Raw genomic sequence first — 20,853 nt, forward strand, 5'->3', positions numbered from 1 at the left:
GCGGGAATACGCCACTGGTGGCTTCCGTTTCGTACGGGGGCCATTTTTTCTTGGCCTCCCACACGATCTCAGGAGGATCCATCACCACAGAGCTGCGCGTCAACGACCGAATCCGCGTTCCCGAAGTACGCCTCGTCGGTCCTGGCGGTGAACAGGTGGGCATCGTCCGTATCGAAGATGCCCTGCGACTGGCAGCGGAAGCTGATCTCGATCTTGTCGAGGTGGCCCCGACCGCTCGCCCGCCCGTCTGCCGTCTCATGGACTACGGCAAGTTCAAGTACGAGACCGCCCAGAAGGCACGCGAGTCCCGCCGCAACCAGACCAACACCATCATCAAAGAGATGAAGTTGCGTCCGAAGATCGACCAGCACGACTACGACACCAAAAAGGGTCACGTCGTCCGATTCCTCAAGGCCGGCGACAAGGTCAAGATCACCATCATGTTCCGCGGACGCGAGCAGCACCGCCCAGAGCTGGGCTACCGGCTGCTCCAGCGCCTCGCCGCTGACGTCGAGGACCTCGGATTCATCGAGTCCAACGCCCGTCAGGACGGCCGCAACATGACGATGGTGCTCGGCCCGCACAAGAAGAAGTCCGAAGCCCAGGCCGAGGTCAAGGCCGAGAAGGTCAAGACCACGGCAGCCAAGGCCGCAGAGAAGGATGCCGAAGCCGCCGAGGTGAAGGCCCATCGCGAGGCCGTCCAGAAGACCGCAACACCCAAGAAGCCACGTCGGCGTTCTGAGAACCTCGACCCAGACATGGAGGCATAATGCCGAAGTTCAAGCCCCACTCGGGGATGAAGAAGCGCGTGAAGGTCACCGGCAGCGGCAAGCTGCGCCGGGAGCAGACCAACCGTCGCCACCTGCTCGAGGTCAAGTCCTCCTCGCGCAAGCGCCGCCTCGAAGGTACGACCGACGTGGCCAAGGCTGACGTCAAGCGCGTGAAGAAGATGCTCGGTCTCTGACCGCAGACGCACCCCCGACATACCGAAAAACTTGAAGGAGAACTGAGATGGCACGCGTCAAGCGCTCTGTCAACGCACAGAAGAAGCGCCGCCAGACATTGGAGCGCGCTGCGGGCTACCGCGGTCAGCGTTCGCGGCTCTACCGCAAGGCCAAGGAGCAGGTCACCCACTCGCTGGTCTACAGCTACCGTGACCGCAAGGCGCGCAAGGGCGACTTCCGTCGTCTGTGGATCCAGCGCATCAACGCTGCCGTCCGCGCCGAGGGCATGACCTACAACCGCTTCATCCAGGGCCTCAAGGCCGCAGGTGTCGAGGTCGATCGCAAGATCCTGGCCGAGCTGGCCGTCAACGAGCCGGCCGCGTTCTCCGCGCTCGTCCAGACCGCGAAGGACAACCTTCCGGCTGACGTCAACGCACCCAAGGACGGCGCCGCGGCCTGACCGCGGCAACCGGCCGAGCTGAATTCAGAAACGTAGTGGCGAGTCCGCCCGGTGAGCTCACCGTCCGCTCAGGACGTGTGAAGCACACCCGGCGACTCGCCACTCGTGCATTCCGGGCCGAGACCGGGGAGTTCCTCGCCGAAGGCCCTCAGGCCGTACGCGAGGCGCTGGCCACACCGGGGGCGACGGTCGAGGTCTTCGCGACCGAGGCGGGGACGGCGCAGCACGCCGACCTGCTGGACGCGGCCCGGACTGCAGGCGTCCCGTGGCATGTCGTGACCGACGACGTCGTCGAGTCGATCGCCGACACGATCCAGCCGCAGGGAGTCGTCGCGCGGTGCTTGATCCCCGACGCCTCGCTCGACTCGTTGCTGGCCGCCACCCCGACGTTCCTCGTGGTCTGCGCCGACATCCGCGACCCCGGCAACGCCGGTGCCGTCATCCGGTGCGCCGACGCCGCCGGCGCGCAGGGCGTCGTGTTCGTCGGCGACAGCGTCGACCCCTACAACCCCAAGTCCGTACGCGCGACCGTCGGCAGCATCTTCCACCTCCCAGTCGTGACACTGCGGGACATACCGGGGACGCTGAGCCGCCTGCAGGGTCTCGGCCTGCAGGTGCTCGCTGCCGACGGCGGGGGAGACGTGAGCCTGTTCGACGACGAGCTCGACCTCTCACGACCGACGGCGTGGCTCATGGGCAACGAGGCGTGGGGCCTGCCGGCCGAGACGCGCGCGATGGCCGACCATGTCGTCGCGGTGCCGATCTACGGCCGGGCAGAGAGTCTCAACCTGGCAACGGCTGCCGCGGTGTGTCTCTACGCCTCAGCGCGAGCTCGCGCGACTGGTTGAAAGTTGGCACGGTTAGTCGTGTCGTGTAGTCCTTTGGTACTAGATTCAGGCTTCATGGACCTTGACGACTTCCCGGACGGCGTGATCATCGCCGGTCCCGACGCGAGGGTTCTCTACGTCAACCAGCGCATCCGCGTCATGGCACGCGCCGAGGGCGACGAGATGATCGGCATGCACCTCAACGATGCCGTTCCGTTCGACGACCTCAACGGCAACTCCTGGTACGACACCACGCGGCCCTACGACGGCATCGCGACACGTAAGCGGATCTCCGAGCAGGCGTGGTGGTCGCCCAAGGGCAGTGAGTACCTCATCACCGCGTCGCTGGTGCGTGACCGCCCGGCCGGCCCGGTCCGCCGCGTCGTCGTGAGCGTCCGCAACGCCCGCATCCGCAACCAGCGTGACCGCGAGCGGTCCGACCTCGTCGCGACGGTGGCTCACGAGCTCCGGTCGCCGCTGACCGGCATCAAGGGATTCACCTCGACGCTGCTCACCAAGTGGGACAAGTTCTCCGAGGAGCAGCGCCAGTTCATGCTCGAGACCGTCGACGCCGACGCCGATCGCCTGAGCCGGCTCATCACCGAGCTGCTCGACGCCGCGCGCATCGATGCCGGCCGGCTGACCCTCAGGCGCGGGCCGGTCAAGCTCGACGAGATCGTCCGGCACGTCCTCAGGAATGTGTCGGGCGGTGCCACCGAGCCGTTCGAGATCAGCATCGGCGACGACCTCGACCTGATCTGGGGCGACAGCGACCGCATCATGCAGGTCGTCACGAACCTGGTCGAGAACGCGATGCGCCACGGGTTCGGGCTGCGCGAGATCGTCGTGCAGAACTCGCATCGGATCGGAGGCGAGGGCGGGGTCTCGCTCGAGGTGCACGACAACGGCCCGGGAATCCCCGAAGAGATGCGCCAGCGCGTGTTCAGTCGCTTCTGGCGAGCCGGCCCGGGTGCGGGCAGCGGCCTCGGCATGTACATCGTGCGCGGCATCGTCGAGGAGCACGGCGGCCGGATCGACATCCACGACGCCGAGGGTGGCGGTGCCCTCATCCGGGTCTGGTTCCCGATCAACGAGCCCGACACGATGACCGACTGACTCGGGCACCTCACTAGACTGGCGTGGTCCCGGCGTGTCCGGGAACCGATCCATCGAAAGTCAGGTCTGTCGTGTCCGCGCCCAATTCCTCGTACGACCCCGTGGAGGTCACTCCGTTGCATGCCGATGAGGTCGAGCGCATGCGCGACGAGGCCCTTGCCGCGATCGCCGCTGCCGACACGCTCGACGCCCTGAAGCAGGCGCGCATCGACCACGTCGGTGACCGTTCGCCGCTGGCGTTGGCCAACCGGGAGATCGGCGCGTTGCCTCCGCAGGCCCGCAAGGAGGCCGGCCAGCGGGTCGGTCAGGCGCGGGGCGCGATCAACCAGGCGCTTGCGGCCAAGACCGCCGAGGTCGAGGCGGCCGAGGAGGAGCGGGCCCTGGTCACTGAGGCAGTCGACGTGACGTTGCCGTGGGATGTGCAGCCCGTCGGCGCGCGTCACCCGATCACGACCCTGTCGGAGCACATCGCCGACATCTTCGTCGCGATGGGCTGGGAGATCGCCGAGGGTCCCGAGGTCGAGGCCGAGTGGCTCAACTTCGACGCGCTCAACCTCGGTCCGGACCACCCGGCGCGCACGATGCAGGACACGTTCTGGGTCACCCCTGAGCGTGCCGCGATGGTGCTGCGTACGCACACGTCGCCCGTGCAGGCGCGCACGATGCTGACGCGCAAGCCGCCCATCTACATCGCGTGCCCGGGGCGGGTCTTCCGCACGGATGAGCTCGACGCGACGCACTCGCCGGTGTTCCACCAGGTCGAGGGCCTCGCGATCGACGAGGGCCTCTCGATGGGCCACCTCAAGGGCACGCTCGACCACTTCGCCCAGGCGATCTACGGCGACGGCATGACGACACGCTTCCGGCCGTCCTACTTCCCGTTCACCGAGCCGAGCGCCGAGATGGACCTGCTCTGCTATGTCTGCCACAACGAGCCGGACGCCGTCGCCGACTGTCGTACGTGTAAGGGCGAGGGCTGGGTCGAGTGGGGCGGCTGCGGCGTGGTCAATCCACGAGTGCTGATCGCCTGCGGCGTCGACCCCGAACGCTACTCGGGCTTCGCGTTCGGCATCGGCATCGACCGTACGATCACGTCCCGCTACGACATCGCGGACCTGCGCGACCTGTTCGACGGCGACATCCGTTTCACCCAGCCGTTCGGAGTTGAGCTGTGAAGGTACCTGTCACCTGGTTGCGCGAGCTCGTCAGCCTGCCCGACTCCGTGACGACGGAGCAGCTGGCGGCGCGACTGACCGAGTTCGACCTCAAGCTCGAGGAGATCATCTCGTCCGGGATCAGCGGTCCGCTCGTCGTCGGGCGGGTGCTGTCGATCGCCAAGGAGCCGCAGAAGAACGGCAAGACGATCAACTGGTGCCGCGTCGACGTCGGTCCGGAGCACAACGACGCTGATGGCGGCCGCGGCATCGTGTGCGGCGCCCACAACTTCGTCGAGGGCGATCTCGTCGTCGTCTCGCTGCCCGGTACGGTCCTGCCTGCGCTCGCAAAGTTCATTCCCGGTGGCGAGATCTCCGCCCGCAAGACGTACGGGCACGTGTCCGACGGCATGATCTGCTCGAGCGCCGAGCTCGGCGTGGCAGGCGATGCCAGCGGCATCATCGTGCTCGATGCCGAGTCGGCGGCCCCCGGAGACGACGCGATCGCGCTGCTCGGCCTGGGCGACGAGGTCCTCGACCTCGAGGTCAATCCCGATCGTGGTTACGCGTTGTCGATGCGAGGCGTCGCGCGCGACACCGCGCTGGCGTACGGGCTCGAATTCGTCGATCCGGCCGACATCGCGGTGACCGGCACGGGGGAGGGTTATCCCGTCACGGTCGAGGACTCTGAGGCGTGCCCGGTCTTCGCGGCCCGGGCCGTCACCGGCTTCGACCCGACTCGTCCGACACCGAGCTGGATGGCGCAGCGCATCGAGCAGGCCGGCATGCGCTCGATCTCCCTGGCCGTCGACATCACCAACTACGTCATGCTCGAGATCGGCCACCCGATCCACGGCTTCGACCTGTCGAGCCTGCAGGGTCCGATCGTCGTGCGGTGGGCAACCGAGGGCGAGAAGATCACGACGCTGGACGGTGTCGTGCGTACGTTGTCGACCGATGACACCGTGGTGACCGACGATCGTGGCCCCATCAGCCTGGCCGGTGTCATGGGCGGTGCTGAGACCGAGCTCTCGGCCACGACGACCGACATCCTCATCGAGGCGGCGCACTGGAAGGCGCCGATGATCGCCCGCACGGCACGCCTGCACAAGCTGCCGTCCGAGGCCTCCAAGCGCTACGAGCGCGGCGTCGACCCCGAGCTCCCCGCGCGCGCGACACAGCGCGTTGCCGACCTGCTCGCGGAGCTCGGCGGCGGCACGATCCAGGACGGGCTCACGGTCGTGGGCACGGCGACGCCTCGACCCCCGGTCGCGATGTCGGTCCACCTGCCGACGCAGGTGTCCGGCGTCGACATCGACGCAGCGACGGTCGTGGAGTCGCTCGAAGGCAACGGGTGCGAGGTGGCGTTGGACCACGAGTCGCTGGTCGCGTCACCGCCCAGCTGGCGGTTCGACCTCAACGACCCCAACGACCTCGTCGAAGAGGTGCTCCGGGTCGTCGGCTACGACAAGGTGCCCTCGATCCTGCCGACCGCACCGGCGGGCCGTGGCCTGACGGTCGCGCAGAAGCTGCGGCGTCGGGTCGGCAACGTCCTCGCCGGCGACGGTCTGGTCGAGGTCAAGACCTTCCCGTTCGCGGGGAGCGCCGACTTCGACCGGCTCGGGCTGCCCAGCGACGACATCCGACGGCACCAGGTCCTGCTGGAGAACCCGTTGTCCGCCGAGGAGCCGGGCCTGACGACGACTCTGCTCACCGGCTTGCTCAAGAGCCTGGTGCTCAACATCGGCCGCGGACATGCCGACGTCCACATCGCCGAGACCGGCCGGGTCTTCCTGCCGAAGGCCGACGGGGCCGAGGCGCCGATCTACGGCGTCGACCGCCGTCCGACGGACGAGGAGATCGCTGCCTTCGCGGCGGCGCTGCCCGACCAGCCCCACCACGTCGGGCTCGTCATGAGCGGCGAGCGCGTACGCACGGGGTGGGCCGGTCCCGGACGCCAGGCGACCTGGGCCGACGCGGTCGCGATCGTGCAGCACCTCGCCGAGGAGCTCCACGTCGACATCGAGGTGCAGCAGGCGCAGGTGATGCCGTGGCACCCCGGTCGATGCGCCGCGATCCTGCTCGACGGCTCACCGATCGGACACGCCGGTGAGCTCCACCCGCGCGTCCTCAAGGCGTACGGACTGCCTGGTCGCGTGGCCGCCGCCGAGATCGACCTCGACGCGTTGATCGACGCGTCGCCCGAGGTCGGGCCGCGACCGGACTTCTCGTCGTTCCCGGTCGCCAAGGAGGATCTCGCGCTGATCGTCGACGAGGACGTTCCGGCTGCCTCGGTGCAGAAGGTCCTGTCAGGGGCGAGCTCGCTGATCGAGTCCGTGCGGCTGTTCGACGTCTACTCCGGTGACCAGGTTCCCGATGGCAAGAAGTCGCTTGCGTTCGCGCTGCGACTTCGTGCTCCGGACCGCACCCTGACCGATGACGAGATCAAGGCTGCGCGCGAGGCCGCCGTCACGGCCGCCGGATCACTCGGCGCCACCCTCCGCACCTGACCCTCGCTGAGGAGAGGGTTCCCGTCCGCTGAGGAGAGGGTTCGGCTGCGGGGCATGACCACAACCCTCTCGTCAGTGGGCCACAACCCTCTCGTCAGTGGGCGACAACCCTCTCGTCACCGAGCTCGCGGAAGCCGTCAACCTCAGGGTCAGAAGGTGACGGTCGGCGGGGTCGCCTGACCCTCGGGGGCGTCGTAGAACTCGCGAGCGTGGACGCCGGCGATACCGGTGAACAGCAGCCAGGGGATCGTGCGCACCAGGCCGTTGAGCTTCGCGACGGCGTCGTTGTAGTACTGGCGGGCGAAAGAGATCTTGTTCTCGGTGTCGGCGAGCTCGCCCTGCAGCGACTGGAAGTTCGCCGATGCCTTGAGGTCGGGATATGCCTCGGCGACCGCGAGGACGTCGATGATCGCCTTGTCGAGTTTCGCCTGGGCCTCGGCCTTCTCCTGGACGGATCCACTCTTGGCGGCCGCGGCAGCGCCGGCGCGTGCCTCGGTGACCGCCTCGAAGACGCCCTTCTCGTGCTGCGCGTAGCCCTTGACGGTGTTGACCAGGTTGGGGATGAGGTCGGCGCGGCGCGTCAGCTGGACGTCGATCCCGCCGAGTGCCTCCTGTGCGCCGATGTCGACGCGCCGGAGGCGGTTGAAGGCGTACACGGTGAACAGGGCCAGAGCGGCGATGATCGCCAGGATGATCCAGAGCATGAGTTCTCCTCGTTGAGTGAAGTGAGTCGTGCAGGGCTACCAGGAACCGCCACCGCCGCCACCGCCACCGCCACCGCCGCCACCACCTCCGCCCCCGCCACCACCTGAGGATGACGAGGACTGCGTGGCGGAGTAAGCGCTGATCGAGGAGGCCAGCGAGGATTCGAATCCGGAGAAGGCGTCGTTGCTGCCGAAGAAGCCGTGACTCGTGGACGAGGTCGACCCACCGCCGTACCAGGCGGGTACGGGTGCCTCGGATCCCGTCGCGAGCTCGTACTTGCGCGCCCAGCGATCGGCGCAGTCGAACGCGACCGCGTACGGGATGAAGGCGGTGTAGAGGTCCTTCTTGCCACTGAAGTCGAAGCGGTCCTGAGCCGAGTCGGTCGAGAGCAGGCGCTTGAAGCCGCCGGCCCGCGACCACAGGTCGCGACCGAGCGTCGTACGACGGCGCCCGACGCCCGGTGTCATGAGGCCGATGCCGCCGATGACGAACCCGGCGATCGGCAGCAGGTACATCGAGACCGGCGGGTGGAAGAAAATCGCCATGACCACGAACAGCAGCGCCGCGGCGGCGACGGCGAGCCGTGCGAACGACTCGGAGCTGACCCTTCGCTGCGCGCCGATGCCGTCGGCCCACGCGCTGGCCTGTGCGGCCAACGCGCTGCGCACCGACTGCAGCTTCTGGCCGGAGGTCACCGAGTCCGGGCTGGACTTGAAGTGCGAGCCGGGCTGCGTGACGCCGAGCGCCTCGCCGACGAATCGGGTGACGTCGTCGGTCCTGGCCCACGCCGCCGCGTCGCCCACGCCGGTGATGGTCCACGACTTGCCGCCGTTGTCGGTCAGCGTCGTGAGACCTTGCTCTGCCTGGTAGAGCAAGGTCGCCACGAGTCCACGTGTGGGGACGCTCTCGGTCGTGACGTACGCCGTCTGGACGGGTCCGAGCCCGGGCGGCGGCTCGTACATGACCGGATGTCCCGGAGCGTCCTCCCGCGAGCGCCGGTCGAGGAGATAGCCGAGCGCCAGCATCCCGGCGGTGATCGCCAGGACGACACCGAGGGTGCTGGTGCTCGTGCCGACGGCGCGGTCGGCGGCGACCGGCCATGGCACGGTGACGCGATCGGGCGTCTCGATCGGCAGCCCGATGCGTACGGTCACCGGTGTGCGGGGGGACAGGTGACCGGTCCTGATCGTGACCTGGTCGGTGCCGGCACCGCTGATGTCGCAGGTGCCGGTGCCGTCGAAGCTCGAGGTGCACTGCACCTTGCCCGACGCTGCCGGCAGCGTGACGTGGACGGTGGACTTGTCGATGTCCATCTGCCAGCCCTGCGCGACGACGTTCCAGTAGAACACCGATGCGGCCGGCTGCTCGTCGGTCCAGCTCGACGACGCGAACGTCCCCGGCCCCGCCGTGCTCGGCGCGAGGGCTCCGTCGATCCGGTACGTGATCGTGTAGACGTGCCTGCCCGGGGAGACGAACGAGTCCGGGTCGCCGATCTTCGCGACCCTGAACTTCCGTCCCTTCTGCCACTGCAGGTCGTACGGCACGCTGCCGCCGTCGAGCGAGACCTTGATGCCCCTGGGGATGAGGCGCACGTTCTTGTCCGACGGATCGGTGAGGTCCCAGAAGCGGAAGATCCCGTGCCGGCCGCCGGGGAACTCGGCAGTGATCTGTTCCCTCGCGACGAGGTCGCCGTCCGACGTGACGACATAGTTGGCGGTGTAGTCAGAGATGCGAACGGGATCGGGCCCCGTCACGGTCTCGGTGGTCGGCACCAGCGCAGCGACGGCGGGGATGAACAGCACCACAGCGGTCACGACGAGCGCGAGCACGCGCAGGAGGATCCGCATGGCTTGCATCCTAGGGGCGGGGACCGCTCGCTCCGCTGGAAATCGATGACCAGACCCCGAATGCAAGAATTTGCAGAGGTATGCAAGAATGTGAGGTATGTCCAAAGTCCTCACCACTCTGCCCACGGGCGAACGCGTCGGAATTGCCTTCTCCGGCGGCCTCGACACCTCTGTTGCCGTCGCCTGGATGCGCGACAAGGGCGCGATCCCTTGCACGTACACCGCCGACATCGGCCAGTACGACGAGCCCGACATCTCCGGGATCCCCGGCCGCGCGATGCAGTACGGGGCCGAGCTGGCGCGCTCGATCGACTGCAAGCGCCCACTCGTCGAGGAGGGACTCGCGGCACTGGCGTGCGGTGCATTCCACATCCGGTCGGCCGGCAGGACGTACTTCAACACGACGCCGCTCGGCCGGGCGGTCACCGGCACCCTCCTCGTACGCGCGATGCACGAGGACGGGGTCGACATCTGGGGCGACGGGTCGACGTTCAAGGGCAACGACATCGAGCGGTTCTACCGGTACGGGCTGCTGGCGAACCCCGAGCTGCGGATCTACAAGCCGTGGCTCGACGCTGACTTCGTGCACGAGCTGGGCGGTCGCCACGAGATGAGCCAGTGGCTCACCGAGCGCAACCTTCCCTACCGCGACAGCCAGGAGAAGGCCTACTCGACCGACGCCAACATCTGGGGCGCGACACACGAGGCGAAGATCCTCGAGCACCTCGACACGTCCCTCGAGGCCGTCCAGCCGATCATGGGCGTCAAGTTCTGGGACCCCGAGGTCGAGATCGCGACCGAGGACGTCACGGTCTCCTTCGAGGCCGGCCGGCCGGTGGCGATCAACGGCGCGACGTTCGACGGCGACCCGGTGGCCCTCGTCCACGAGGCGAACGCGATCGGTGGTCGCCACGGCCTGGGCATGTCCGACCAGATCGAGAACCGCATCATCGAGGCCAAGAGCCGGGGCATCTACGAGGCGCCCGGCATGGCCCTGCTGCACATCGCGTACGAGCGGCTCGTCAACGCGATCCACAACGAGGACACGATCGCCAACTTCCACCAGCACGGTCGCCGGCTCGGCCGGCTCATGTACGAGGGCCGGTGGCTCGACCCGCAGGCGATGATGCTGCGGGAGTCGGTCCAGCGCTGGATCGCCTCGGTTGTCACCGGCGACGTGACGCTGCGACTGCGGCGGGGTGAGGACTACTCGATCCTCGACACGCAGGGCTCGACGTTCTCCTACCACCCCGAGAAGCTCTCGATGGAACGTACGGAGAACGCCGTCTTCGGCCCCACGGACCGCATCGGCCAGCTCACGATGCGCAACCTCGACATCGCCGACTCTCGCGCGATGCTCGAGCTCTACGCCGCCCAGCCGCTCGACCAGGGCCAGGTGCTGGTCGAGCACGGCACGCTGTTCGGCGACCTGCCTGCAGGTGGCGCGACGCGGATCGAGGCCAACCCGGCCGTCCACAGCGAAGAGGAGCAGGCGCTCGACGCGGCTGCCATGGAGCTCGGCGCCGACTGACGCATTACGTTCACGAAGACAACTCTGCAAAGGTGGAGAGATGACCACGATCACCGCAGCCGTCGCCGGCGCCAGCGGGTACGTCGGCGGCGAGGTCCTTCGCACGCTGCTCGCGCACCCGAATGTCGAGATCGGCGCCCTCACCGCAGCGTCCAGTGCCGGGAGCACCCTGGGCGAGCACCAGCCACACCTGGTGCCCCTCGCCGACCGGGTGCTCGAGCCGACGACCGCCGAGATCCTCGCCGGGCACGACGTCGTGTTCCTCGGGCTGCCGCACGGCGCGTCCGCCGCGATCGCGGCGCAGCTGGGGGACGACACGCTCGTCATCGACTGCGGTGCGGACTTCCGCCTGCAGAGCGCCGACGACTGGGAGACGTTCTACGGGGGCGATCACGCCGGCACCTGGCCGTACGGCCTGCCGGAGCTGCCTGGTCAGCGCGATGTGCTGGCCGGCGCCAAGCGCATCGCGGTGCCCGGCTGCTTCCCGACCGCGTCGACGCTGACGATCATGCCGGCGCTCGCTGCCGGACTCATCGCGGCGGACATCACGGTGGTCGCGCCCACGGGCGCCTCCGGTGCGGGCAAGGCGCTCAAGCCGCACCTGCTCGGCTCGGAGATGATGGGTCAGGCCAGCGCGTACGGCGTCGGCGGCGTGCATCGGCACACCCCCGAGATCGAGCAGAACCTCGAGCTGGTCTCCGGCACGCGTCCCACGGTGTCCTTCACGCCGATCCTGGCGCCGATGTCGCGCGGCATCCTCGCGACGGTGTCGGCACCTGCCCTCGACGGGGTCACCGCCGAGGACGTGCGCGCGGCATACGTCAAGGCGTACGCCGACGAGCCGTTCATCCATGTGCTGCCCGAAGGCCACTGGCCGCAGACCAAGGCGGTGCTGGGCGCCAACATGCTCCACGTCCAGGCGACGCTCGACCCGCGGGCCGGCAAGGTCATCGCGATCGGTGCGATGGACAACCTCGCCAAGGGCACCGCCGGCGGCGCGATCCAGTCGATGAACATCGCCCTCGGTCTCCCTGAGACGACGGGCCTCACCACGATTGGAATCGCCCCATGAGCCTTCCCCACGAAACCGTGACCGCCCGTAGCGGCGGACAACACGGAACCTCCAGCTGCGGTCACGCTTTCGCGGGGGCCCCGGCATGAGCGTTACTGCCGCCAAGGGATTCATTGCCGCAGGCGTGCCCGCCGGGCTCAAGTCGACCGGCGAGCCCGATGTCGCCGTGGTGGTCAACACGGGTCCGTCCAAGGCAGCCGCCGCGGTCTACACCAGCAACCGCTGCAAGGCCAACCCGGTTCTCTGGAGCGAAGAAGCCATCAAGGGCGGCTCCGCCGTCGCGGTGGCGATCAACTCCGGGGGAGCCAACTGCTACACCGGCCCCGAGGGCTTCGCCACGACGCACCAGACCGCTGAACTGGTCGCCGAGGCGCTGGGCACCGGGGCGATCGACGTCCAGGTGTGCTCGACGGGGCTGATCGGCCTGCTCAACGACCGGGACGCGTTGCTGTCGGGCGTACGCTCTGCGGTCGACGGGCTGAGTCCCGACGGCGGGCATGCAGCCGCGACCGCGATCATGACGACCGACTCGGTGTCCAAGGAAGCCGTGGCCCACGGCGACGGCTGGACGATCGGAGGCATGGCCAAGGGCGCCGGCATGCTGGCGCCCGCGCTGGCGACGATGCTCGTCGTCATCACGACCGACGCGGACGTCGATGCTGCGACCGCCGATGCCGCCCTACGCGCGGCGACGGCGCAGTCGTTCGACCGGCTCGACTCCGACGGCTGCCAGTCAACCAACGACACCGTCCTCCTGATGGCGAGCGGGGCGTCAGGCGTGGCACCGGATGTCGAGGAGTTCACCGACGCCGTCACGACGGTGTGCATGGACCTCGCGATGCAGCTGCTCGCCGACGCCGAGGGCGCCGACCACGAGATCGCGATCGAGGTCGTCAACGCAGCCACGGTCGACGACGCCCTCGAGGTGGGCCGTTCGGTCGCCCGCAGCAACCTGTTCAAGTGCGCGATCTACGGCAAGGACCCCAACTGGGGCCGCATCCTCGCCTCGGTCGGCACGACGCAGGCGGCGTTCGACCCGGCCGACCTCGACGTCGCCCTCAACGGCGTGTGGGTGTGCCGCAAGAGCGGCCCGGGGGAGTCGGCCGACGCGATCGACCTCTCCGAGCGTGCGGTCACGGTCACGATCGACCTCAAGTCAGGCCCTGCGACGGGCACCATCTGGACGAACGACCTCACGCAGGCGTACGTCCACGAGAACTCGGCGTACTCATCATGAGCGAAGCGACAGACGACACCGGCCTGGAAGAGTGGGAGCCCGCGGAGTGGAAGAAGGCGACCGACAAGGCCGCCACGCTCGCGCAGGCGCTGCCCTGGCTGAAGAAGTACCACGGCAAGGTCGTCGTGGTGAAGTACGGCGGCAACGCCATGACCGACGAGAAGCTCAAGCACGCGTTCGCCGAGGACATCGTGTTCCTGCGGATGGCGGGCTTCAAGCCCGTCGTGGTGCACGGTGGCGGACCGCAGATCAGCGCGATGCTCGACAAGCTCGGCATCGAGTCGGAGTTCCGCGGCGGGCTGCGGGTCACGACGCCGGAGACCATGGATGTCGTCCGCATGGTGCTCACGGGCCAGGTGGGCCGCGAGCTCGTCGGCCTGCTCAACCAGCACGGCGACCTCGCGGTCGGCCTGTCCGGCGAGGACGGCGGCCTGTTCACCGCTGAGAAGACCATGCCCGTGATCGACGGGGTCGAGACCGACATCGGGCTGGTCGGCGAGGTCGTGGGCGTACGCCCCGAAGCGGTGCAGGACCTGATCGAGGCCGGCCGCATCCCCGTGGTGTCGACCGTCGCGCCCGATGCCGACGGCCAGGTCCACAACGTCAACGCCGACACCGCTGCTGCGGCGCTGGCCGTCGCGCTCGACGCCGAGAAGCTGCTGGTGCTCACCGACGTCGAGGGGCTCTACGCCGACTGGCCCAACAGCTCCGACGTCATCGGCGAGATCAGCCCCGAGTCGCTCGCCGAGATCATCCCCGAGCTCTCGACCGGCATGATCCCCAAGATGACCGCGTGCCTCAAGGCGGTCCAGCAAGGCGTGCGCCGCGCGACGGTGATCGACGGCCGCGAGCCCCACGCGGTGCTCCTCGAGATCTTCACCGACGAGGGCGTCGGCACCCAGGTCGTACCCGGCGCCGAGACGCGCATCCGTACGGCGCTCTACGCCACGAGCGTCAAGAAGGACGCCAAGGGCGACACCAAGGGAGAGAAGGCATGACCGTCGAGGACTGGACCGAGCGCTACCAAGGCGCGGTCATGAACACGTTCGGGACGCCGCAGGGCGTGCTCGTCCGCGGTGAGGGCGCGTACGTCTGGGACGCCGACGGCACGAAGTACCTCGACCTGCTCGGCGGCATCGCCGTCAACGCGCTGGGCCACGGTCACCCGGCGATCCTCGATGCCGTCACGCAGCAGCTCGGCACGCTGGGCCACATCTCCAACTTCTTCACCTCCAAGCCGCAGATCCAGCTCGCCGAGAAGCTGCTGGACCTGATCGGCCACGAAGGCCGGGTCTTCTTCACCAACTCCGGCACCGAGGCCAACGAGGCGGCGTTCAAGGCGACTCGGCGCACGGGGCGTACGCGCATCGTCGTTGCCGAGGGATCGTTCCACGGCCGAACGATGGGCGCGCTGGCGCTGACCTCCAAGGAGGCCTACCGCGCGCCGTTCGAGCCGCTGCCCGGCGACGTCAGCTGGGTGCCGTACGGCGACACCGCCGCGCTCGAGGACGCCGTGGACGACACCGTCGCGGCGGTCCTGCTGGAGCCGATCCAGGGTGAGGCCGGCGTCGTCATGCCGCCTGACGGCTACCTCCGGGCCGCCCGCGACATCACCTCGAAGCACGGGGCGCTGTTGTGGCTCGACGAGGTCCAGACCGGCATCGGCCGCACCGGCGCCTGGTTCGCCCACACCGAGTCCGGCATCGTGCCCGACCTGGTCACGGTCGCCAAGGGTCTCGGCGGCGGAATCCCGATCGGTGCGTGCATCGCACTCGGCGACGCCGGGTCGCTGCTGCAGCCCGGCAATCACGGCACGACGTTCGGCGGCAATCCCGTCGCCACGGCGGCCGCGCTCGCGGTCATCAGCACGATCGAGTCCGACGGCCTGCTCGACAACGCGCTCAAGGTCGGCGATGTGTTCCGCGACGGCCTGGCCGACCACCCGCTGGTCGCCGAGACCACGGGCCGTGGGCTCCTGGTCGGCATCGTGCTCACCGAGCCGGTGGCCGCCGAGGTGCAGAAGGCCGCCCTCGCTGCGGGCCTCATCATCAACAACGCCACGCCGGACCGGCTGCGCCTCGCGCCGCCGCTGATCCTCACGCCTGAGCAGGCCGAGGGTGCGGTGGCGACGCTCCGGAAGATCCTCGACGAGGTGACGGCATGAGCGAGCGCCAGCGAGCGAACCATGACGCTGTGTTCATGCCGTCGCCTTCGTACATTGGGTTTTCGACGGAGGTGACGGCATGAGCGGCATGAGGCACTTCCTGCGCGACGACGACCTTTCCCCGGCCGAGCAGGCCGAGGTTCTGGCCCTGGCCGCCGAGATCAAGGCCGATCCGTACGCCCGCAAGCCACTCGCGGGCCCGCAGACCGTCGCCGTGATGTTCGACAAGGCCTCCACGCGTACGCGGGTCTCGTTCGCGGTCGGCATCGCCGACCTCGGCGGCAACCCGTTGATCATCGACAAGGACACGACGCAGGGCGCACGCGGCGAGTCGGTTGCCGACACCGCGCGCGTCCTTGGCCGCATGACCAGCGCGATCGTCTGGCGTACCTACGCGCAGTCCGGGCTCGACGAGATGGCCGCCAACGCCGGCGTTCCGGTCGTCAACGCGCTCAGCGACGAGTTCCACCCGTGCCAGATCCTCGCGGACTGGCAGACCGTCATCGAGCACAAGGGGCACCTGGCCGGCCTGACCGTCGCCTACCTCGGTGACGGCGCCAACAACATGGGCCACTCCTACCTGCTCGGCGGGGCCACCGCCGGGATGCACGTACGCATCGGCGCTCCGGCGGGCTACCAGCCCGATCCGGTGGTCGTCGCGGAGTCCGAGATCATCGCGCTCCAGACGGGCGGCTCTGTCGCGGTCACCGACGACCCCGAGGCCGCGATCACCGGCGCCGACGTCGTCATCACCGACACGTGGATCTCGATGGGCCAGGAGAGCGAGAAAGAGGCCCGTCTCGAGCTGTTCGGCGACTTCGCGATCACCTCGGAGTCCCTGGCGAAGGCTGCGCCGGACGCCATCGTGCTGCACTGCCTGCCGGCCTACCGCGGCCTGGAGATCTCGTCCGAGGTTCTCGACGGACCGCAGAGCGTGGTGTGGGACGAGGCGGAGAACCGCCTGCACGCCCAGAAGGCGCTGCTCGTGTGGCTCCTCGCCAAGGCGGGGGAGTGACATGACCGAGCGCAGCGAGGAAGTCCTGCGTCAGGGCATGACCGTCCCGCCCACCAAGGCGGCCCGCCAGCAGCTCATCGTCGAGCTGCTGGGCCACCAGCTCGTACGCTCGCAGGGCGATCTCGCCGAGCTGCTCGAGTCGCGCGGAGTCAACGCGACACCGTCGACGATCTCCCGCGACCTCGTCGAGCTGGACGCCGTACGCGTCAGGCATCCCGACGGTGGCCTGGTCTATGCCGTGCCGGCCGAGGGCGGCGACCGCACGCCTCGCCCCGCTGCCGACAGCGCCTCGTCCCACGCTCGGCTGGCCCGTATCCTCCGCGAGCTGTTGGTCAGCGCCGAAGGTTCAGCCAACCTCGCGGTTCTTCGTACGCCGCCGGGTGCCGCGCAGTACCTCGCCTCGGCCATCGACCACGCCTCCCAGCACGAGCTGCTCGGCACGATCGCGGGCGACGACACCGTCATGCTGATCTGCCGCGACCCCGAAGGCGGCAAGGCCGTCGCCGACAAGTTCACGAACCTGGCCGCATCCACCCCGAAGGAATCCACGTGACCGAGACGCCGTCCCAGATCCCTGAGCCTGCCGAAGGGACGAGCCTCTGGGGCGGTCGCTTCGCATCCGGCCCCTCGCCGGAGCTCGTCGAGCTGTCCAGGTCGACGCACTTCGACTGGCGGCTCGCGCCGTACGACCTGGCCGGATCGCGCGCTCACGCGATGGTCCTGCAGGCCGCCGGACTGTTGAGCCGCGACGACCTGACGGCGCTGATCGCCGGCATCGATGCCCTCGCCGCCGACGTCGAGTCGGGCGCGTTCACGGCACAGCCCGAGGACGAGGACGTGCACACCGCGCTGGAGCGTGGACTGCTCGAACGACTCGGTCCCGAGCTGGGTGGGCGGCTGCGCGCCGGCCGGTCCCGCAACGACCAGGTCGCGACCCTCTTCAAGATGTACCTGCGTGACCACGGCAAGGCGATCAGCCGCCTCGTGCGCGACCTCGTCGAGGCCTTGGCGACGCAGGCCGAGCACCACATGGGCGTGGCGATGCCCGGGCGTACGCACCTCCAGCACGCCCAGCCGGTGCTGCTCTCGCACCACCTGCTCGCCCACGCCTGGCCCCTGGTCCGCGACCTCGACCGGCTCACCGACTGGGACGCCCGCGTCGGGGCCGACTCGCCGTACGGCTCCGGGGCCCTGGCCGGATCGTCGCTCGGCCTCGATCCCGAGAAGGTCGCCGCAGACCTCGGGTTCAGCGGGTCCACCGCCAACTCGATCGACGGCACCGCGGCTCGCGACTTCGTCGCCGAGTTCGCGTTCGTGACGGCGCAGATCGGCATCGACGTGTCCCGCCTGGCCGAGGAGATCATCCTCTGGAACACCAAGGAGTTCGGCTTCGTCACGCTGCACGACGGCTACTCCACGGGCTCGAGCATCATGCCGCAGAAGAAGAACCCCGACATCGCCGAGCTCGCGCGGGGCAAGTCGGGGCGGCTGATCGGCAACCTCGCCGGCCTGCTCGCGACGCTCAAGGCGCTGCCACTGGCCTACAACCGTGACCTCCAGGAGGACAAGGAGCCGGTGTTCGACTCGATCGACACGCTCGAGGTCCTGCTGCCGGCATTCACCGGGATGATCGCAACCCTGACGTTCGACACCGAGCGCCTGGAGTCGCTGGCACCGCAGGGCTTCGCGCTGGCGACCGACATCGCCGAGTGGCTCGTACGCCAGGGGGTGCCGTTCCGCGACGCGCACGAGCTCTCCGGCGCGTGCGTCCAGGCGTGCGAGCAGCGCGGCATCGAGCTGTGGGACCTCACCGACGACGACTTCGCGGCGATCTCGCCGGCGTTGACGCCGCAGGTCCGTGAGGTTCTCACGGTCGAGGGATCGCTGGCATCGCGCGACTCCCGCGGGGGGACCGCGCCCGTACGAGTGGCCGAGCAGCTCGCCGAGCTGCGCTCGCGGCTCACCGACTGACGTACGGGCGCCGGTCCGCCCGGCTAACGCGTGCCGGTCACGACGAGCATCTCGCACGGTCCCTCGAACCCGTCGGGCCCTTCGAACTGGCTGAGCTGCTCGGTGATCTCGGACCAGACGTCCTCACGCTCGCTCTCGTCGACGCCCGACAGCATCTGGTGCAAGGCACCGAACGACTCGCGTTCGAACTGCACGCACTCGGCCGCGCTCTGCATCCGTACGGGCGAAGGCACTGTCGTGACCGTGATGTCCGTCAGGCCGGCCTTGGCGAAGACCTCCTCGGCGACGCCGGGGGAGCCGAGGCTGAACGGCCCCGGCTGCCCTGGTGCGGGCGGGGGCAGCTCGGCTCGCTGCCGGATGATGCCGACGGGGATGGAGAAGAAGGCGTTGCGGTCCGCCGTCGAGTAGACGACCGCCGAGATGCGACCGCCCGGTCGAAGCGCACGGCACATCTCGGCGAGGGCGGTCTGCTGGTCCGGGAAGTAGATCAGCCCGACTCTCGAGATGGCGACGTCGTAGCCGCCCTCCTCGACCGCCGAGAGGTCCTCGCCGTCTGCGACCAGCGTCGTGATGTTGGACAGTCCGGCGTCCTGTGCGGCTTGACGGGCGCATTCGAGAATTGCCGGCGAGATGTCGGTGGCGAGGACCTTGCCGGTCGGACCCGCGCGGCGCGCGGCGACCAGTGTCTGACCCCCTGCGCCGGCGGCGACATCGAGGACACGACTGCCGGTCGTGACGCCGGCGTCGTCGAGCATCGTCTCGGTCGCCGAACCGAGCCAGGACTCGATCGTCGGGCCCCAGCGGTGCCAGGCATCCGCGGCGGCCTCCCACTGGGCCAGGGTGGTGCTCTTGAACTGGACGGGATCGAAGGTGATGGACATGAGTGGCTCCTGATGATCGGAAATGGTTCATGCCGAGTCCACTCCGTCAGCAGGGCGCGGCCCAGTGCAGGATCTGCACCTATCCAGTACGAATTCTGTACCGGCCTGCAGTCGAACGCGGCTACGATTGGCTCATGCGTGACTACGGGCAGTACTGCCCGGTCGCCTTGGCGAGCAGCGTGCTGGCGGACAGGTGGACACCCCTGATCGTCCGCGAGCTCGTGCTCGGAAGCCGCCGGTTCAACGACATCGACCGTGGCCTGCCGGGCATCTCCCGCACCCTGCTAATGCAGCGGCTCCGGCATCTCGAGCACAAGGGCGTCCTCGACCGGGTGCCGATCGCCGGGGGACGGGGTCACGAGTACCAGCTGACGCCCGCCGGGAGGGATCTCGAGGGCGTCGTCATGGCGTTCGGCGAATGGGCCGTGAAGTGGATGTTCTCCGAGCCGGAGCCTCGTGAGGTCGACCCGGTCACGCTGACCTGGTGGATGTCCCGGCGACTCGACCTGGAGCGCCTTCCGACGCAGCGGGTGGTGATCGAGTTCGACTACCGCGGTGAAGAGCCGCTGCGGCTGTGGCTGCTCCTCGACCGGTACGAGTCGTCGGTCTGCACCGATCATCCCGGCTTCGATTCCGATGTCACCGTGCGCACGGAGCCGGTGGAGTTGATGAGGGTCTTCTCGGGCCTGACGACGCTGCGCCAGGCCCGGGCAACCGGCACTGTCACCCTCGAGGGGGTTCCGCGGATGACGCGGGAGTTCCCCACCTGGTTCCTGTGGAGCCCCTTCGCGCCGGCGGTTCGAGCCCGTGAGGCCCGAACAGCCGATCCGGCCTGAGCCGTGGCTACTGTGGTCCCGACCGAGATCGCCGACATGGGGGAGACCGTGGCACTTCGCACGAGGGTCGGCCGCACGCTGCGCAAGGTGATCGGGCCGCGCGGCACCGAGGCCGTCCGGCGTTGGGAGCGCAAGGCTCGCCGCGGCGTCGCGCGCCGGCTGAGCCCTGACGTCCCGCGCGCCGTCGAGGGAGGCAAGCGCAACTACGTGCCCTCCGACCCGTTCGCCGAGTTCCCGGAGCCGACCCTGTCGCGTCACCAGCTCCTGGTCGCCCTCCACCAGCAGCTGCACCCACGGACCTATCTCGAGGTCGGCGTCCACACCGGATCGAGCCTTGCCCTGTCGCGCACCAAGTCGATCGGGATCGACCCGGCCTACACGATCACCAAGGAGATCTCCTGCGAGGTGCAGCTGCACCGCACGACGAGCGATGAGTTCTTCTCGCGGCCGGACCCCGTCGCGTTCTTCGGTGGTGTGCCCATCGATCTCGCGTTCATCGACGGCATGCACCTCGCTGAGTTCGCGCTGCGCGACTTCATGAACGTCGAGAAGCACATGTCGCCGGCAGGCGTCGTCGTGATCG

The 20,853-nt window shown here is 68.8% G+C and carries 20 protein-coding genes; 17 read left to right on the plus strand and 3 right to left on the minus strand.

All coding sequences use genetic code 11. The features are described 5' to 3' along the window. Positions 1 to 17: 17 nt before the first annotated feature. The 7 genes from infC to pheT all read left to right on the plus strand — a co-directional run bounded on the left by infC (position 18) and on the right by pheT (position 7,011). Positions 18 to 770 carry a translation initiation factor IF-3 gene (gene infC, locus V6M46_RS00335; RefSeq protein ID WP_332661688.1) on the plus strand — a complete coding sequence of 251 codons (753 nt, stop codon included), beginning with the start codon at positions 18 to 20 and terminating at the stop codon, positions 768 to 770. Beyond that, complete coding sequence (gene rpmI, locus V6M46_RS00340; RefSeq protein ID WP_056396946.1) at positions 770 to 964, plus strand: 50S ribosomal protein L35; 195 nt, start codon at positions 770 to 772, stop codon at positions 962 to 964. Before infC ends, rpmI begins: the two co-directional genes overlap by 1 nt. A gap of 47 nt (positions 965 to 1,011) precedes the next feature. Further along, positions 1,012 to 1,404 carry a 50S ribosomal protein L20 gene (rplT, locus tag V6M46_RS00345; protein ID WP_332661689.1) on the plus strand — a complete coding sequence of 131 codons (393 nt, stop codon included), beginning with the start codon at positions 1,012 to 1,014 and terminating at the stop codon, positions 1,402 to 1,404. A 77-nt stretch (positions 1,405 to 1,481) separates the two neighbouring features. Continuing rightward, positions 1,482 to 2,252 carry a TrmH family RNA methyltransferase gene (locus V6M46_RS00350; RefSeq protein ID WP_442880424.1) on the plus strand — a complete coding sequence of 257 codons (771 nt, stop codon included), beginning with the start codon at positions 1,482 to 1,484 and terminating at the stop codon, positions 2,250 to 2,252. A gap of 54 nt (positions 2,253 to 2,306) precedes the next feature. Continuing rightward, positions 2,307 to 3,347 carry a sensor histidine kinase gene (locus V6M46_RS00355; protein WP_332661691.1) on the plus strand — a complete coding sequence of 347 codons (1,041 nt, stop codon included), beginning with the start codon at positions 2,307 to 2,309 and terminating at the stop codon, positions 3,345 to 3,347. Between the two features lie 71 nt (positions 3,348 to 3,418). Continuing rightward, entirely contained in the window at positions 3,419 to 4,522 is a 1,104-nt protein-coding gene (gene pheS, locus V6M46_RS00360; protein WP_332661692.1) for a phenylalanine--tRNA ligase subunit alpha, read from the plus strand. Next, positions 4,519 to 7,011: a phenylalanine--tRNA ligase subunit beta gene (gene pheT, locus V6M46_RS00365; RefSeq protein WP_332661693.1), complete on the plus strand. Its 2,493-nt coding sequence runs from the start codon at positions 4,519 to 4,521 to the stop codon at positions 7,009 to 7,011. The genes pheS and pheT overlap by 4 nt, the downstream gene beginning before the upstream one ends. A gap of 149 nt (positions 7,012 to 7,160) precedes the next feature. Here the strand turns inward: pheT and V6M46_RS00370 are convergent, their stop codons facing one another. Both V6M46_RS00370 and V6M46_RS00375 read right to left on the minus strand, forming a co-directional pair. Continuing rightward, positions 7,161 to 7,715 (minus strand): LemA family protein, encoded by a 555-nt coding sequence (locus V6M46_RS00370; RefSeq protein ID WP_332661694.1) that lies wholly within the window; start codon positions 7,713 to 7,715, stop codon positions 7,161 to 7,163. 36 nt (positions 7,716 to 7,751) lie between these two features. After that, positions 7,752 to 9,563 (minus strand): DUF2207 domain-containing protein, encoded by a 1,812-nt coding sequence (locus V6M46_RS00375; protein WP_332661695.1) that lies wholly within the window; start codon positions 9,561 to 9,563, stop codon positions 7,752 to 7,754. A 97-nt stretch (positions 9,564 to 9,660) separates the two neighbouring features. Between V6M46_RS00375 and argG the strand changes: the two genes are divergently transcribed. From argG to argH, 8 genes are all read left to right on the plus strand, one after another. After that, on the plus strand, positions 9,661 to 11,094 hold the full coding sequence (argG, locus tag V6M46_RS00380; RefSeq protein ID WP_332661696.1) for an argininosuccinate synthase: 1,434 nt from the start codon (positions 9,661 to 9,663) through the stop codon (positions 11,092 to 11,094). 40 nt (positions 11,095 to 11,134) lie between these two features. Next, the gene (argC, locus tag V6M46_RS00385; protein ID WP_332661697.1) at positions 11,135 to 12,166 is read left to right on the plus strand and encodes an N-acetyl-gamma-glutamyl-phosphate reductase; all 1,032 of its coding nucleotides are present in this window, start codon (positions 11,135 to 11,137) and stop codon (positions 12,164 to 12,166) included. Between the two features lie 85 nt (positions 12,167 to 12,251). Beyond that, the gene (argJ, locus tag V6M46_RS00390) at positions 12,252 to 13,403 is read left to right on the plus strand and encodes a bifunctional glutamate N-acetyltransferase/amino-acid acetyltransferase ArgJ (RefSeq protein ID WP_332661698.1); all 1,152 of its coding nucleotides are present in this window, start codon (positions 12,252 to 12,254) and stop codon (positions 13,401 to 13,403) included. Further along, entirely contained in the window at positions 13,400 to 14,401 is a 1,002-nt protein-coding gene (gene argB / locus V6M46_RS00395) for an acetylglutamate kinase (protein ID WP_332661699.1), read from the plus strand. Before argJ ends, argB begins: the two co-directional genes overlap by 4 nt. Then, positions 14,398 to 15,567: an acetylornithine transaminase gene (locus tag V6M46_RS00400; protein WP_332661700.1), complete on the plus strand. Its 1,170-nt coding sequence runs from the start codon at positions 14,398 to 14,400 to the stop codon at positions 15,565 to 15,567. The genes argB and V6M46_RS00400 overlap by 4 nt, the downstream gene beginning before the upstream one ends. A 79-nt stretch (positions 15,568 to 15,646) precedes the next feature. After that, complete coding sequence (gene argF / locus V6M46_RS00405; protein ID WP_332661701.1) at positions 15,647 to 16,582, plus strand: ornithine carbamoyltransferase; 936 nt, start codon at positions 15,647 to 15,649, stop codon at positions 16,580 to 16,582. 1 nt (position 16,583) lies between these two features. Then, positions 16,584 to 17,135 (plus strand): arginine repressor, encoded by a 552-nt coding sequence (locus V6M46_RS00410; RefSeq protein WP_332661702.1) that lies wholly within the window; start codon positions 16,584 to 16,586, stop codon positions 17,133 to 17,135. Next, positions 17,132 to 18,553, plus strand: a complete 1,422-nt coding sequence (gene argH, locus V6M46_RS00415) for an argininosuccinate lyase (protein WP_332661703.1) — start codon at positions 17,132 to 17,134, stop codon at positions 18,551 to 18,553. The genes V6M46_RS00410 and argH overlap by 4 nt, the downstream gene beginning before the upstream one ends. A gap of 23 nt (positions 18,554 to 18,576) precedes the next feature. Here argH and V6M46_RS00420 read toward each other — a convergent pair whose 3' ends face one another. Next, positions 18,577 to 19,434, minus strand: coding sequence for a class I SAM-dependent methyltransferase (locus tag V6M46_RS00420; RefSeq protein WP_332661704.1), 858 nt, complete (start codon positions 19,432 to 19,434; stop codon positions 18,577 to 18,579). A gap of 134 nt (positions 19,435 to 19,568) precedes the next feature. Between V6M46_RS00420 and V6M46_RS00425 the strand changes: the two genes are divergently transcribed. Together V6M46_RS00425 and V6M46_RS00430 are read left to right on the plus strand one after the other, a co-directional pair. After that, positions 19,569 to 20,270 (plus strand): winged helix-turn-helix transcriptional regulator, encoded by a 702-nt coding sequence (locus tag V6M46_RS00425; RefSeq protein ID WP_332661705.1) that lies wholly within the window; start codon positions 19,569 to 19,571, stop codon positions 20,268 to 20,270. A 3-nt stretch (positions 20,271 to 20,273) separates the two neighbouring features. Further along, positions 20,274 to 20,853 (plus strand): class I SAM-dependent methyltransferase (locus V6M46_RS00430; protein ID WP_332661706.1); only part of this gene is annotated, 580 nt, incomplete at its 3' end.

It is taken from the genome of Aeromicrobium sp., from assembly GCF_036676885.1.
Lineage (GTDB): Bacteria > Actinomycetota > Actinomycetes > Propionibacteriales > Nocardioidaceae > Aeromicrobium.

Bases quoted from the DNA above. Each gene is read 5' to 3' on its own strand.
- V6M46_RS00370 (WP_332661694.1), bottom strand. From the start codon at position 7,715: ATGCTCTGGATCATCCTGGCGATCATCGCCGCTCTGGCCCTGTTCACC.
- argG (WP_332661696.1), top strand. From the start codon at position 9,661: ATGTCCAAAGTCCTCACCACTCTGCCCACGGGCGAACGCGTCGGAATT.
- V6M46_RS00410 (WP_332661702.1), top strand. From the start codon at position 16,584: ATGACCGAGCGCAGCGAGGAAGTCCTGCGTCAGGGCATGACCGTCCCG.
- argB (WP_332661699.1), top strand. From the start codon at position 13,400: ATGAGCGAAGCGACAGACGACACCGGCCTGGAAGAGTGGGAGCCCGCG.
- argF (WP_332661701.1), top strand. From the start codon at position 15,647: ATGAGCGGCATGAGGCACTTCCTGCGCGACGACGACCTTTCCCCGGCC.
- V6M46_RS00375 (WP_332661695.1), bottom strand. From the start codon at position 9,563: ATGCGGATCCTCCTGCGCGTGCTCGCGCTCGTCGTGACCGCTGTGGTG.
- argC (WP_332661697.1), top strand. From the start codon at position 11,135: ATGACCACGATCACCGCAGCCGTCGCCGGCGCCAGCGGGTACGTCGGC.
- V6M46_RS00355 (WP_332661691.1), top strand. From the start codon at position 2,307: ATGGACCTTGACGACTTCCCGGACGGCGTGATCATCGCCGGTCCCGAC.
- V6M46_RS00400 (WP_332661700.1), top strand. From the start codon at position 14,398: ATGACCGTCGAGGACTGGACCGAGCGCTACCAAGGCGCGGTCATGAAC.
- V6M46_RS00425 (WP_332661705.1), top strand. From the start codon at position 19,569: ATGCGTGACTACGGGCAGTACTGCCCGGTCGCCTTGGCGAGCAGCGTG.
- V6M46_RS00420 (WP_332661704.1), bottom strand. From the start codon at position 19,434: ATGTCCATCACCTTCGATCCCGTCCAGTTCAAGAGCACCACCCTGGCC.
- rpmI (WP_056396946.1), top strand. From the start codon at position 770: ATGCCGAAGTTCAAGCCCCACTCGGGGATGAAGAAGCGCGTGAAGGTC.
- argJ (WP_332661698.1), top strand. From the start codon at position 12,252: ATGAGCGTTACTGCCGCCAAGGGATTCATTGCCGCAGGCGTGCCCGCC.
- rplT (WP_332661689.1), top strand. From the start codon at position 1,012: ATGGCACGCGTCAAGCGCTCTGTCAACGCACAGAAGAAGCGCCGCCAG.